This is a genomic window from Providencia sp. PROV114, assembly GCF_032704305.1.
In the GTDB taxonomy this organism is placed as follows: Bacteria; Pseudomonadota; Gammaproteobacteria; order Enterobacterales; family Enterobacteriaceae; genus Providencia; species Providencia rettgeri.
The window spans coordinates 3,533,008-3,546,767 of record NZ_CP120528.1; the positions used below are offsets into that span (position 1 = coordinate 3,533,008).

18 protein-coding genes are annotated in these 13,760 nt (G+C 41.7%); 12 read left to right on the forward strand and 6 right to left on the reverse strand.

Annotated features, from left to right (window positions below; translation table 11 throughout):
• Positions 1 to 169 precede the first annotated feature (169 nt).
• The 11 genes from kdsD to rnk all read left to right on the forward strand — a co-directional run bounded on the left by kdsD (position 170) and on the right by rnk (position 7,827).
• Positions 170 to 1,138, forward strand: a complete 969-nt coding sequence (gene kdsD, locus P3L37_RS15835) for an arabinose-5-phosphate isomerase KdsD (RefSeq protein ID WP_004908272.1) — start codon at positions 170 to 172, stop codon at positions 1,136 to 1,138.
• 14 nt (positions 1,139 to 1,152) lie between these two features.
• A complete protein-coding gene (gene kdsC, locus P3L37_RS15840; protein ID WP_004908270.1) occupies positions 1,153 to 1,713 on the forward strand; it encodes a 3-deoxy-manno-octulosonate-8-phosphatase KdsC in 561 nt (186 codons plus the stop codon).
• 16 nt (positions 1,714 to 1,729) lie between these two features.
• Positions 1,730 to 2,305, forward strand: coding sequence for an LPS export ABC transporter periplasmic protein LptC (gene lptC / locus P3L37_RS15845; RefSeq protein WP_272667403.1), 576 nt, complete (start codon positions 1,730 to 1,732; stop codon positions 2,303 to 2,305).
• Position 2,306: 1 nt separating this feature from the next.
• Entirely contained in the window at positions 2,307 to 2,867 is a 561-nt protein-coding gene (gene lptA, locus P3L37_RS15850; RefSeq protein ID WP_004908264.1) for a lipopolysaccharide ABC transporter substrate-binding protein LptA, read from the forward strand.
• Between the two features lie 5 nt (positions 2,868 to 2,872).
• Positions 2,873 to 3,598 carry an LPS export ABC transporter ATP-binding protein gene (gene lptB, locus P3L37_RS15855; RefSeq protein WP_004908261.1) on the forward strand — a complete coding sequence of 242 codons (726 nt, stop codon included), beginning with the start codon at positions 2,873 to 2,875 and terminating at the stop codon, positions 3,596 to 3,598.
• 41 nt (positions 3,599 to 3,639) lie between these two features.
• Positions 3,640 to 5,085, forward strand: coding sequence for an RNA polymerase factor sigma-54 (gene rpoN / locus P3L37_RS15860; RefSeq protein ID WP_109911679.1), 1,446 nt, complete (start codon positions 3,640 to 3,642; stop codon positions 5,083 to 5,085).
• A gap of 22 nt (positions 5,086 to 5,107) precedes the next feature.
• The gene (hpf, locus tag P3L37_RS15865) at positions 5,108 to 5,395 is read left to right on the forward strand and encodes a ribosome hibernation promoting factor (protein ID WP_004258306.1); all 288 of its coding nucleotides are present in this window, start codon (positions 5,108 to 5,110) and stop codon (positions 5,393 to 5,395) included.
• 93 nt (positions 5,396 to 5,488) lie between these two features.
• Positions 5,489 to 5,956 (forward strand): PTS IIA-like nitrogen regulatory protein PtsN, encoded by a 468-nt coding sequence (gene ptsN, locus P3L37_RS15870; RefSeq protein ID WP_004258311.1) that lies wholly within the window; start codon positions 5,489 to 5,491, stop codon positions 5,954 to 5,956.
• Between the two features lie 119 nt (positions 5,957 to 6,075).
• Positions 6,076 to 6,927: an RNase adapter RapZ gene (rapZ, locus tag P3L37_RS15875; RefSeq protein ID WP_004258318.1), complete on the forward strand. Its 852-nt coding sequence runs from the start codon at positions 6,076 to 6,078 to the stop codon at positions 6,925 to 6,927.
• 5 nt (positions 6,928 to 6,932) lie between these two features.
• Positions 6,933 to 7,205 (forward strand): PTS phosphocarrier protein NPr, encoded by a 273-nt coding sequence (gene npr, locus P3L37_RS15880; protein WP_004258320.1) that lies wholly within the window; start codon positions 6,933 to 6,935, stop codon positions 7,203 to 7,205.
• Positions 7,206 to 7,416: 211 nt separating this feature from the next.
• Positions 7,417 to 7,827 carry a nucleoside diphosphate kinase regulator gene (rnk, locus tag P3L37_RS15885; protein ID WP_004908251.1) on the forward strand — a complete coding sequence of 137 codons (411 nt, stop codon included), beginning with the start codon at positions 7,417 to 7,419 and terminating at the stop codon, positions 7,825 to 7,827.
• A gap of 131 nt (positions 7,828 to 7,958) precedes the next feature.
• On the opposite strand, the gene P3L37_RS15890 is transcribed toward rnk, so the two are convergent.
• The gene (locus P3L37_RS15890; RefSeq protein ID WP_109911678.1) at positions 7,959 to 8,426 is read right to left on the reverse strand and encodes a helix-turn-helix domain-containing protein; all 468 of its coding nucleotides are present in this window, start codon (positions 8,424 to 8,426) and stop codon (positions 7,959 to 7,961) included.
• Between the two features lie 197 nt (positions 8,427 to 8,623).
• A complete protein-coding gene (pmbA, locus tag P3L37_RS15895; RefSeq protein ID WP_110731671.1) occupies positions 8,624 to 9,964 on the reverse strand; it encodes a metalloprotease PmbA in 1,341 nt (446 codons plus the stop codon).
• A gap of 185 nt (positions 9,965 to 10,149) precedes the next feature.
• Between pmbA and yjgA the strand changes: the two genes are divergently transcribed.
• Entirely contained in the window at positions 10,150 to 10,695 is a 546-nt protein-coding gene (yjgA, locus tag P3L37_RS15900; protein WP_004258329.1) for a ribosome biogenesis factor YjgA, read from the forward strand.
• A gap of 71 nt (positions 10,696 to 10,766) precedes the next feature.
• Here the strand turns inward: yjgA and P3L37_RS15905 are convergent, their stop codons facing one another.
• The 4 genes from P3L37_RS15905 to tldD all read right to left on the reverse strand — a co-directional run bounded on the left by P3L37_RS15905 (position 10,767) and on the right by tldD (position 13,758).
• Entirely contained in the window at positions 10,767 to 11,354 is a 588-nt protein-coding gene (locus P3L37_RS15905) for an RBBP9/YdeN family alpha/beta hydrolase (protein ID WP_004908243.1), read from the reverse strand.
• A 60-nt stretch (positions 11,355 to 11,414) separates the two neighbouring features.
• A complete protein-coding gene (locus tag P3L37_RS15910; RefSeq protein ID WP_109911675.1) occupies positions 11,415 to 11,702 on the reverse strand; it encodes a barstar family protein in 288 nt (95 codons plus the stop codon).
• A gap of 12 nt (positions 11,703 to 11,714) precedes the next feature.
• On the reverse strand, positions 11,715 to 12,203 hold the full coding sequence (locus P3L37_RS15915; protein WP_110731670.1) for a ribonuclease domain-containing protein: 489 nt from the start codon (positions 12,201 to 12,203) through the stop codon (positions 11,715 to 11,717).
• Positions 12,204 to 12,312: 109 nt separating this feature from the next.
• Positions 12,313 to 13,758, reverse strand: a complete 1,446-nt coding sequence (gene tldD, locus P3L37_RS15920) for a metalloprotease TldD (protein ID WP_004908235.1) — start codon at positions 13,756 to 13,758, stop codon at positions 12,313 to 12,315.
• Between the last annotated feature and the right edge of the window lie 2 nt (positions 13,759 to 13,760).

A 13,760-nucleotide genomic window follows, 5' to 3' on the forward strand; every position in this document is an offset into this window, starting at 1 on the left:
CGTCTTGTACGTATTAAATTCTACATTGAAGTCCCGAAAAATACTCATTAAGTATAAAACTAACATTAAAAATAGCTTAACTGACAAAATACTTACTGATACCAAGTATTCGTTATACAATTTAATTTCGCTAATCCGATTAACTTAAAAGCTACGCATGGAACTAGAAATGTCAAACTTCGATTTTCAGAAAGTAGGTAAAGAAGTTCTCCATATCGAACACGAAGGTTTAAAAAACCTAGAACAATATATCAATACTGACTTTGACCGCGCTTGCCAGCTCATTTTTAACTGTGAAGGTAAAGTCGTCGTAATGGGAATGGGGAAATCGGGGCATATTGGCCGTAAAATTGCCGCCACACTAGCGAGTACAGGAACACCATCATTTTTTGTTCATCCGGGAGAGGCCAGTCACGGTGACCTTGGGATGATTACTCATAACGATGTTGTGTTAGCCATTTCAAATTCTGGTGAGTCAGGAGAAATTTTAGCCTTACTTCCTGTTTTAAAAAGAATTAAAGTGCCTTTAATCTGTATGACTAACAACCCTGAAAGTAATATGGGAAAATATGCAGATGTTCATTTATGTATCAAAGTCCCTCAAGAAGCCTGTCCATTGGGGCTTGCTCCTACCACGAGTACAACAGCTACACTCGTGATGGGAGATGCATTAGCGATAGCCTTATTAACCGCCCGCGGCTTCACTGCGAATGATTTCGCACTTTCGCATCCGGGTGGCGCACTTGGGCGCAAACTTTTACTCCTCGTTCGTGATTTAATGAATACGGGTGATGAAATCCCCCATATTCCTAAAAGTGCGTCTTTACGCGAGGCTTTAGTGGAAATTACCCGCAAAAAACTGGGTATGACCGTTATTTGTGATGATGATATGAATATTGAAGGTATTTTCACTGATGGGGATTTACGCCGTATCTTTGATATGGGAATCGACCTGAATAACGCTAAAATTGCTGATTTAATGACCCCCGGTGGAATTCGAGTATCACCAACCATGTTAGCGGTTGAAGCGCTTAATTTAATGCAATCTCGGCATGTGACTTCGTTATTAGTTGCAAATGATAACAAATTAGTTGGTGTGCTACATATGCATGATCTGCTTCAAGCAGGTGTTGTATAACATAAGGAAATACCATGACGTCTACCTTGTTGGAAACCTGCTATGGCCCTGTTGCCAATACTGTTTTAACCAAAGCAGAAAAAATCAAATTATTGATCTGTGATGTTGATGGTGTCATGTCTGATGGCTTGGTCTATATGGGAAATAATGGCGAAGAACTCAAAGCCTTTAATGTCCGTGACGGCTATGGGATACGTTGCTTATTAACTTCCGGTATTGAGGTCGCCATCATTACAGGAAGAAAAGCGAAGCTTCTTGAAGATAGGGCCCAAACATTAGGCATTACATATCTTTACCAAGGTCAAAGCGATAAGCTTTTGGCGTATCACGAACTGTTAGATACACTACAATTATCAGCTGAAGAAATAGCTTATATTGGGGACGATCTGATTGACTGGCCTGTTATGGCTAAAGTAGGCTTATCCGTCGCCGTCGCGGATGCCCATCCTTTGTTATTACCGCGAGCGGATTATGTGACTCGCATTGGCGGAGGAAAAGGCGCAGTCCGCGAACTTTGTGACCTTATTTTGCTTTCTCAAGGCAAACTGGAAGAAGCAAAAGGTTTATCAATATAACGAATAGATTGAATTCATGAGCAATGCGAAGAAGTGGTTAATTATTATTTTATCCTTGGTTGTATTAAGGCTTATCGGCTGGAATTTAGCAGGTAGTGATTCTGACAACCAAGAGGATAAAGTAATTAATGATGGTCAACCTAATTATCAAACTGATGATTCAGTGACTTTTGTCTATAATCCAACGGGTAATTTAGCGTATAAACTCGTTTCAGATAAAATAGATAACTACACTGAAGGAAAAATCACGTGGTTTTCAAAACCGGTTCTAACCACTTATAACGAAGCGGGCGAGCCAACTTGGACGGTTAAGGCTTTCAAGGCTAGGTTAACGAACGATAGAATTCTCTATTTATATAGCGATGTTCAGGTTGATAGCTTAACCAAAGACTCGCAGATCCAACGAATTACAACTGAGAGTGCAGTTGTCAATTTGACAACACAAGACGTTTCATCTGATGATAAAGTGACCATTATTGGACAAGGTCTCAATTCTACCGGTATGAAAATGAAGGGAAACCTTCGTACAAGAACGGCTGAATTAATCGAAGATGTTAAAACTCATTATGTGTTACAACCAGAAGAGCATTAAAATGAATCAAGTAACTAAGAAACGTTTTATTCAAGGAGCTGTTGCCAGTGCAATCTTGGCTCTTAGCCTACCTGCAATGGCATTAAAAAGTGATACGCAGCAGCCAATGACGATTAATTCGGTCAAACAATCTCTTGATTTAGAAAAAAACGTCACCACCTTTACTGATGATGTTGTTATTAAACAAGGTTCTATTGATATCAGAGCCAATAAAGTGGTTGTAACACGTCCAAGTAGTGACTCGGATAAAATTGTGATTGAGGCCTTTGGTACCCCGGTTACCTTTTACCAATTACAGGATGATGGCAAACCAATTAAAGGCCATGCCAGCAAAGCCCGTTATGAGGTCGATAAACAGCTCGTCACCTTAACAGGCAATGCTTATCTTGAGCAGTTAGACAGCAATATCCAAGGTGACAAAATTACCTATTTGGTTCCTACGCAGCAAATGGAAGCATTTAGTGATAAAGGTAAACGCGTCACCACTGTAATACTGCCAGCCCAATTGCAAGAAAAAGGCCCAGCAGCGAATAAAAATTCATCAGCAAGTAAGAGTAAATAACTGTTATGGCTACACTAACCGCTGAAAATCTAGCTAAAGCCTATAAAAAACGTAAGGTCGTTGAAGATGTCAGCCTGGAAGTTAAATCAGGGGAAATCGTTGGCTTGTTGGGACCAAACGGTGCCGGTAAAACCACAACCTTTTATATGGTTGTGGGTATTGTTCAGCGGGACGCTGGCAAAATTATGATTGATGGTGAAGATATCAGCCTTCTACCACTGCATGAACGTGCTCGTCGTGGAATTGGCTATCTTCCTCAAGAAGCCTCAATTTTTCGCCGCCTCAGCGTTTATGATAACTTAATGGCTGTGTTAGAAATTCGCGAAGATTTGAGCTCCCAGCAACGTAAAGAACGTGCTGAGGAATTGATGGAAGAATTTAGTATCACCCATCTTCGGGATAGTATGGGGCAGTCGCTATCCGGTGGGGAACGCCGCCGTGTGGAAATTGCGCGTGCACTTGCTGCTAACCCAAAATTTATTTTATTAGACGAACCTTTTGCGGGTGTAGACCCTATTTCCGTCTTAGATATCAAAAAAATCATTCAGCACTTAAGAGATTACGGCCTCGGCGTTTTAATTACCGACCATAATGTGCGGGAAACCTTAGATGTGTGTGAAAGAGCCTATATTGTCAGCCAAGGGCACTTAATTGCGCATGGGTCACCAACCATGATCTTAGAGAACGAACAAGTGAAACGTGTATACTTAGGTGAAGGTTTCCGGTTATAAATTATCGTGTTGTCATTTTTTAGGGAGAATAAAACAGATTCATGAAGCAAAGTTTGCAGCTTAGAGTCAGTCAACAACTTGCAATGACCCCTCAATTGCAGCAAGCTATCCGCTTGTTGCAGCTGTCTACACTTGAGCTTCAGCAAGAAATTCAACTTGCCTTGGAAACCAACCCACTTCTTGAACAAGAAGAGTTGAATTCCGAGCCCGAATCTATTGACTCCCTAAATGAAAATACCGATACCAGTGAACTCGATACCAAAGACGCTCTTGAAAATCATGATATGCCAGATGAGCTCCCTTTAGATGCTGATTGGGATGAAATATATACTGCAGGAACACCGTCAGGGACCAGTAACGATTATAGTTTTGATGAACTGCCTGTTTATCAAGGTGAAACGACACAAACGCTGCAAGATTACTTGACATGGCAAGCTGAGCTGACCCCTTTTACTGATACAGACAGGGCAATCGCTACTGCCATTATTGATTCAATAGACGATTCCGGTTATCTGACAACAGCAATTTCTGATATACATGAAGGGATTGATAACCCTGAAATTAGCATAGAAGAAGTCATCGCTGTCCTAAAGCGTATTCAGCATTTCGACCCGCTGGGTGTTGCAGCACAAGATTTAAAAGAGTGTTTATTAATCCAATTGTCGCTGTATCCTCAGCAAACTGATGGGCTACAAGATGCAAAGCGCATTATTAGTAACCATATTGATTTGCTGGCTAACCGTGATTTTCGCCAGCTGGGTAAATTAACTCGCTTAAAAGAAGATGCGCTAAAAACCGCGATAGACCTGATTTTAACGCTAAATCCAAAACCCGGCCAATCCATCAATACTGGGGAATCAGAATACGTCATTCCTGATGTTTTAGTGAAAAAAATTGCTGGGCACTGGCAAGTTGAGTTAAATACAGATAGCATCCCTAAACTAAGTATTAATAACCATTATGCTTCGATGCTAAATAATTCAGCAAATGAAGATGACTCGCAATATATTCGTAGTCATCTGCAAGATGCAAAATGGTTGATTAAAAGCCTTGAAAGCCGCCACGAGACACTCTTAAAAGTCGCGACTTGTATTGTAGAACAGCAACAAGAATTCTTTGAGCTGGGTGAGGAATATATGAAACCGATGATACTGGCCGATATCGCCTATCAAGTGGACATGCATGAATCAACCATCTCACGAGTAACAACTCAAAAGTTTCTCCATAGTCCACGAGGCATTTTTGAGTTGAAGTATTTTTTCTCCAGCCATGTTAATACGGACACAGGTGGCGAAGCCTCCTCAACCGCAATTCGAGCATTGGTGAAAAAACTGGTTGCTGCTGAAAACCCAGCAAAACCATTGAGTGACAGTAAATTGACGAGTATGCTGGCAGAACAAGGCATTCAAGTCGCTCGCAGAACTGTTGCTAAGTATCGAGAATCGTTATCCATTCCGCCCTCTAACCAGCGTAAGCAGCTGGTTTAATTGATAAAATAAGGAAGATTGTATGGAATTTCAGATTACTGGACACAATATTGAAGTTACTCCTGCATTGCGCGAGACTGTTGAGAAAAAACTCAAAAAATTGGAGCAATTGTTTGATCGTATTAATGGTATCCAAGTTGTCTTGAAAGTTGAAAAAGTTCAGCAAATTGCTGAAGCAACCGTGCAAGTTAATGGAGCGGATCTCCACGCATCAGCGGAAGAAAACGATATGTACGCTGCTATAGATATACTCGTAGACAAACTGTCGCGCCAATTAACCAAACATAAAGAAAAACTGAGACAACATTAATACATTGACGCGGCTTATTAATTAGCCGAATAATGTTTCAAACCAGATGGTGGGATACATCATCTGGTTTTGTAGTCCTAAGTGAACAATAAAATGAATAGTGATATAGAAATCCAGTTAAACGTTGTTTTATCATCAGCCTGTACACGTAATAATATTGTGTGCACCAGTAAAAAAAGAGCTTTAGAAATTATTAGTGAGCTGGCTGCCGTTGAATTGGAATTACCTGAAAATACGGTATTTGAAGCGTTATTAACCAGAGAAAAAGTTGGCACAACAGGTATTGGCGGCGGTATTGCCATTCCTCATGGAAAGCTGAACGAAGGTGAAAGTAGCCGTGCTGTCGGTGTCTTTTTACATTTAGAAGAGCCGATTGCTTTTGATGCAATTGATAACCAGCCTGTTGACTTGCTTTTCGCTTTACTCGTGCCATCAGACCAATGTAAAACGCACCTGCATACGTTGTCGCTTATCGCCAAAAAATTAGCCGATAAAACGCTCTGTAAACGCCTGCGCAGTGCACAAAGTGATGAAGAGCTATACAGCATAATTACAGAGTAAGCGATAAATTATGTATCTTGCCATATGCAAATGATATTGTTATGGTTTCTAAGTAATATTAATTGGCAAGTACTGCTTTTCAAGAAACACATTATTAAGAAACAAAAGGGAGCAAGCTCATGGTGCTGATGATAGTCAGCGGCCGTTCCGGTTCGGGGAAATCCGTTGCCTTACGTGCGCTGGAAGATATGGGTTTCTATTGCGTAGATAACCTACCGGTTGTATTACTGCCGGAGTTAGCGAATTCACTGGCTGATCGTAATATTTCAGCAGCGGTAAGCATCGACGTGCGTAATATGCCCGACAATCCAGAGATTTTCGAAGAAGCGATTGATAAATTACCATCAACCTTCTCTCCTCAATTATTGTTTCTAGATGCCGACCGTAACACGCTTATACGTCGTTATAGTGACACTCGTCGGTTGCACCCACTTTCAAGTAAAAATCTTTCGCTTGAAAGCGCAATAGATGAGGAAAATGAGCTACTTGAACCTTTACGCTCTCGTGCTGATTTAGTTATTGATACCTCAGAAATGTCCGTTCATGAATTAGCTGAAATGCTAAGAACACGTTTGATGGGCAAACGTGAGCGTGAACTGACAATGGTGTTTGAATCCTTTGGTTTCAAACATGGTATTCCTATTGATGCCGATTATGTATTCGATGTGCGTTTTTTACCAAACCCGCACTGGGATCCGAAATTACGCCCAATGACAGGTCTTGACCGGCCCGTTGCTGCATTCTTAGATAGGCATACTGAAGTCCATAACTTCATCTACCAAACTCGTAGTTATTTAGAATTATGGCTACCGATGTTAGAAACCAATAACCGTAGCTATTTAACTGTTGCGATTGGCTGTACAGGAGGGAAACACCGTTCAGTATACGTCGCAGAACAACTTGCCGATTATTTCCGTTCCCGTGGTAAAAATGTGCAGTCACGCCACAGAACATTGGAAAAGCGTAAATAACAGCAATGACCGTAAAAGCCACAATAACGCTCAAAAATCGGCTTGGGATGCATGCACGGCCTGCCATGTTACTCTATGATTTAGTTAAACAATTTAACTCTAGAGTTATTTTGCGTAATAATAATCAAATTGAGGCGGAGGCCGATAGCGTTATTGCGATGTTGATGTTAGACTCAGAACAAGGCAGTAAGATTGATATCGAGGTTAGCGGTCCGGATGAAAATCAGGCCTTGTCTGCAATTATCAACCTATTCGAAAACAGGTTTGACGAAGAATAGTTGATGAAATGATGAAAAATAGCAGAGTTTCAAGCTAGCTATAGCATGTCAATCAGTAGATTTTTATCTAGGCAGGCTTAGAGATCGTGATCATGATCTCTTCCCTTTAAAGCGTATAGCGCCTAATATTTTAAACAAACTTATTTCTAGCGACACCCCCTACCTTATGGGTGGGGGGTGTTTGCTTTGTATGTCTCTATTGGAGTGTGGTATGACAAAGCCAACAATTATTATCAATGATTTAGATGCTGAACGTTTAGATGCACTGATGGAACAGCCGGCTTATGCGGGCACACCGGTTGCCGAAGCGCTCAATGATGAACTTGACCGTGCAGATATTCTTAGCCCACAAGAAATCCCTGCGGATGTGGTCACGATGAACAGTACCGTTCGCTTTTTGGATTTAATCAGCAACGAAGAACGCACACGCACCTTAGTTTACCCTGCGTCACTGAAAGATAGTGCGGAGCAACTGTCTGTGATGGCTCCGATTGGTGCAGCCTTGTTGGGCTTGCATGTAAACGATGAAATCAGCTGGGAATTGCCAAACGGTGTTCAAACACGTGTTCGTGTACTTGAAATCGTTTATCAACCAGAAGCAGCTGGTGAGTTCCACCGTTAATCACGACAACGGCTGAATTAAAGAAGGCTTAGCGAAAAAAGTTTTATTTAAAAAACTCAGGCAAGTCCTCTAACCTATTCAGGCACTCAATTGAGTGCCTTTTTTGTTTTAATAGGTAGTAAGGATATAAGCTAGTGCTTTTTAGTCATATTTATCAATCTATTATTTTCCCATTGGTGAAAGAGCTTATCCAATAAAAACAGTTTGATTACCTTTATCGCTAACAACCCGCCCCAAATAGCACTAACCCAAATAGGCCAATGGCTCTCTGGTGTATAAATATAATTAGCGGTATACAGTATTACGCATACAATAATCGCTGTTATTATATTTTTAAGTAACTTTGTTTCATTTCTTACCCGCTTTTTAGCCTCTTCTATCCGATGATCTAGCTCAATACTTTCGGGTAAAGGTGTAGATGTCAGTTCAGACACACTCACATTAAATACTGATGCTAATGCACTGAGTGTTTCTAAGCTAGGTACTTCACCGTTTTCAATTCGTTGGATAGTTCTTGTGCTCAGTGATGATAGTAGAGCGAGCTGTTCTTGAGACCAAGCTCGCGCTAATCTCAATTGTTTAATTTTATTTTCCATCATAACCTACCTTAAAAATCGAATGATCTTAGGAGATGGCTATACTGTCAGCATAATGCAATCATGACCACGACAGCATGACGACAGAGCGACGACACCGCAGTGACAGTGGTAAATACTATTTTATAGAATAAAAAACGCCCAATAACAAATGTATTAGGCGCCTTGTTTCACACAAAACAGAGGAAGAATAAAAGGAGTTACTCTCCTGCAATACTCATTTCTGGGATCAATACCGAACCACACTGAATATTACTGCGAGTTTCAATATCATCAGCGATAGTCACCATATTCGCCCACATATCTTTTAGGTTTCCAGCAATAGTAATTTCACTCACTGGGTACTGAATCTCACCATTTTCGACCCAAAAACCTGAAGCGCCACGAGAATAATCTCCTGTAATCCCACTCACCCCTTGACCCATTAACTCAGTAACGATTAGCCCTGTTCCCATTTGTTTCAGTAATGCATCAAATGAAAGCCCTTGGCCTGCAATACGCCAATTATGGATGCCGCCCGCGTGGCCAGTGCTTTGTAAACCTAGCTTTCTTGCTGAATAGCTGGTCATCAACCACGTTTGTAGAACACCATTTTCGACGATATTGCGTTCACAAGTGCGAACACCTTCGCTATCAAAAGGTGATGATGCTAATCCACCCATTAAATGCGGTTGCTCATTGATAGTTAGCCAGCTTGGTAGAATTTGTTTTCCTAGGCTATCTAATAAGAAAGAAGATTTACGGTAAATACTGCTGCCACTAATAGCACCAACTAAGTGGCCAAATAGACCTGTTGCCACTTCGGCCGCAAAAATAACAGGCGCTTTCATCGTAGGTAATTTACGAGGTGATAAACGAGATAAGGTGCGTCGAGCGCATTCCTGCCCTACCCACTCAGGGGACTGTAATGCACCTAAGCTACGACCGATCGTATAAGCGTAATCACGTTCCATCTCACCATTTTGCTCTGCAATCACACAACTCGACATCGAATAGCGGCTTGAGCAGTAGCTTTGCAGCATACCATGGGAGTTGCCAAACACACGTACACCATAGTGCCCATTAAAACTGCCGCCTTCGGTATTCACAATGCGGGGGTCTGCATTTAATGCTGACATTTCTGCAACTGATGCTAAGCGGATAGCTTCTTCGGGAGAAAGTTCGCTCGCTTGAAACAAATTGAGGTCAGGAGCTTCAAAAGCCAACAAAGATTTGTCTGCCGGCCCTGCACACGGGTCTTCTGAGGTGTAATTAGCGATATTAATTGCCGCCTGAACGGTGCGTTCAATCGCTTCAGGGCTTAAATCTGTAGAAGAGGCACTACCTTTACGTTGTTGATGATAAACGGTGATCCCTAATGCCCCATCACTGTTAAACTCAACATTTTCGACTTCCCCTTGGCGGGTACTCACACTAATTCCTGTGCTTTTGTTTACTGCGACTTCCGCAGCATCACAACGTGTTTTTGCAAATTCTAATGCGTGTGCGACGGCTTCTTCGAGTTTTTTACGTTGTTCATTGACTTGTTCAGTTACACTCATGCTTTAGTCCAATCAATAATATGGGGGAAACGTGATTTTCTGCCCTAACACGTAAATGCTAGGTAGTCATAGAGGGGTTTTCCCAGTTACAATATATAATAGATGAATGTTAACACTCACAACACAGTAAATCATATTAATTACGCGTAATTAAACCACTGTGTTCGGTAAAAAGGAAAATCGATATGGCCAAACAGCCTGATGACTGGCTGGATGATATCCCAGCGCCGCAAGACGAAGAAGACGAGGAAATCATTTGGGTCAGTAAAAGCGAAATTAAGCGCGATGCTGAGATCCTCAAAAAATTAGGGGCTGAGCTCGTTGATTTAAGTAAAAGTGAATTAGAACGTATTCCGTTAGATACTCAATTACTTGAAGCTATTGAACTTGCTCAAAAAATCAAACGTGAAGGCCGTCGTCGCCAATTACAATTGATTGGTAAGTTATTACGTTCACGTGAGGTTGAGCCGATTACAGAGGCTCTGGATAAGCTTAAAAACCGTCACAACCAACAAGTAGTCATTTTACATAAACTGGAAGACTTACGAACCCGTTTATTAGATGGCGGTGATGAAGTCATTGAAGACGTAGTTGCCCTGTTCCCACAAACAGACAGGCAACAATTGCGTGCATTAGTCCGTAATGCGAAAAAAGAGCGTGAAGGCAATAAACCGCCAAAAGCCTATCGCCAAATCTTTCAATATTTGAAAGATCTGTCTGAAATGGCTTAATAAATTATCCCCTATGCTACGGCTAGGGGATTTTTCTTGGTAAATGTACCTAGTATTCTTACCAGCCATAACTAGCTAAAATGCGCTTTGATTGTATCAAGTAGTGTTTTGAACTCAGTATAGCCTTCTCTATCAAGGAAATGCCCGGCAGATTCTTCAATAATAACCTGTGTTTTTAAAGCCTCTGCCAATGCTTTCGAAGACCTTGGTGACACAATTTCATCATTGGTTGATATAATCGATATTCGATTATTTGCTATCTGTATGAGTTCATCATAATTCAATGGCTCAAGGGTGTGATGCTGTAATTCTGGCAATGTTTCTTGCGTTTCATCAAACCCTGATACCAATACATAACCTGCTACTGATTGCCTCGTATTTTGCAAAAATCGTAATGCGGTAATGCAACCTAAGCTATGACCAATCAAAACCGTATTTTCATCAATATCAAAAGGTAAGTGTTGTAAGCGCTGCTGCCACCTTTTAGGGTCGGGAGTTAAAGAATCAGGCATGGTGGGGACGTTAACAAAAGCGCCTAAGGCTTCAAGCTCTGATTTCAACCATGGAAACCAATTTTTATCAGGGGATGCCGTATAGCCGTGAACAATAAGGAATTTTTTTTCTTTTAGCGGAAATGCAGTGCAGGTAACGTTATTCATCCTAAAGACCCCTATCAGCTCAGTTATCTTATTTAGACTTTACCATGAGTGATAGGAATATTAGTTAGAGCTTTTTGTTATATCTAAAGCAAAAACGAACTCTTCTTCCCACATATCTTGTGCGTCATTCATCACATCAATAACATCTGCGAATTTTATACGTTGTTCGGCCGTCATATGTGAAAACGTGATGGTTACAGGCAACTCAATGCCTGCGGAAACCATGTCCCACAGGGCATCAAGATTATAGCCAAACCAATCAGGAAGGGAAAATTGTTGAGCAAATTGATCATAAAAATCATTCAATGAGTTTATATGTCTGAAATCAAAGCTCACCTGTTTGCTCATTATGATTTTCCTTTAGTGGACTTGAGTAAAGCTCTTATAGTGGTCATGAGTCACAAAAATCATCCCATCCGATGAGTACAGCAAACGGTCTGCCCCGCGATGACCACAGCGATAATTGATATCTGCTTCAAACCACTGACGCCCTTGTGCAATTGGCAAACTTTTTTCACGGTTAGAAAAACGGTCTCCGCCAATTGCTCTTCCAGGTAACACATCGCAAAGGTTACCTTTTTTCGCATCCCATCCGGCTTCACGGGCTTGTTTCTTCGTCATATAGAAAGCTGGAAGTTTTTGATATTTTTCCATAAAACTAACCACGTTGTCTTGTGCAGTTAGCTTATCAATCGGTTGTGGTGTTTCTTTTGGTGTTATCGCTTCACGAGAAGGTGGATTGCTTTGATTAATGGATGGTTCAGATGGTGTTTTATCTCCACCATTGAAATAAAGGCTAATCACAATCAAAATAGCCATCAATACGACAGGTAAAAAACGTTTATTCATAACACCTCAGTTGTTTTGTGCTTTGCAGGCACACAATCGCCCTAGTCACAACACCGACAAGAAATTGTCACCAGGGCGAGCAGAGCCTAGTTTATATCGCCATAAACGATTATGCGGTACCGCCAACGGTCAGTTTGTCCAGTTTTAATGTAGGTTGGCCTACACCAACAGGAACACTTTGGCCTTCTTTACCACAAACACCAACGCCTTTATCTAGCGCTAAGTCATTACCAACCATTGAAATCTGCTGCATAGCTTCAACACCCGAGCCTATTAACGTCGCTCCCTTCACAGGAGAAGTAATCTTACCCTTTTCAATTAGGTAAGCTTCTGATGTTGAAAATACAAATTTACCTGAGGTGATATCTACCTGACCACCACCAAAGTTTGGCGCATAAATGCCTTTATCCACACTTGCAATAATTTCCTCTGGCGTTGATGTACCTGCTAACATGTAGGTATTGGTCATACGCGGCATAGGTAAGTGCGCATAAGATTCACGACGTGCATTACCTGTTGGAGTAACTCCCATCAGGCGTGCATTCAGTTTATCTTGAATATAATTACGTAAAATACCATTTTCTATTAGGACGTTATACTGCCCAGGCACCCCTTCGTCATCAATAGCGAGAGAGCCACGACGGCCCGCTATCGTACCATCATCCACGACGGTACACAGTGGTGATGCGACTTGTTCACCAATTTGGCCTGAAAATACAGATGTGCCGCGACGGTTAAAGTCACCCTCTAAACCATGCCCCACCGCTTCATGCAATAGAACCCCAGGCCAACCGGCACCTAGCACAACAGGCATCATTCCCGCAGGAGCCGCAACTGCAGACAAGTTCACCAGTGCCATACGCACCGCTTCGCGTGCATATTGTTCAGCAACTACTTGCCCTTGGTGAATTTCCAAGAAATATTCATAACCATAACGACCACCACCGCCACTTGCACCGCGTTCGCGCTTGCCGTCATGTTCCACCAGCACGCTGACTGACAAACGCACTAACGGGCGAATATCTGCCGCCAAAGTACCATCTGTTGCGGCGACTAACACTTGCTCATAAACACCGGTTAAACTAGCATTGACCTCAATGACACGCGGGTCTTCTGCGCGTGCAACTTGGTCAACACGATGCAGCAAATCAATTTTTTGTTCCCGCGATAAGCTTTGCAGTGGATCTGCCACTGAATACAATTTTTTATATTCAACGTTAGTTAAAATTTGTGATTTACCAGAGCCTTGCTCATTCACAATGCTGCGTGCAGCGGTAGCACTTTGTGTCAGCGCGTGTAGCGAAATTTGGTCTGCATAAGCAAAACCCGTTTTTTCACCACTAACAGCTCTCACACCAACACCTTGGTCGATATTGTAAGAGCCATCTTTGATGATCCTATCTTCAAGCACCCATGACTCATGGAAGCTCGATTGAAAGAACAGATCCGCATAATCTAGATGGCGCTCAGATAACAAACCTAAAATGTCATACAGATTTTCTTGCCCAAGGCGGTTGGCGGCCAGCAAATGTTCGCTGACAGAAACTAAACTCATAT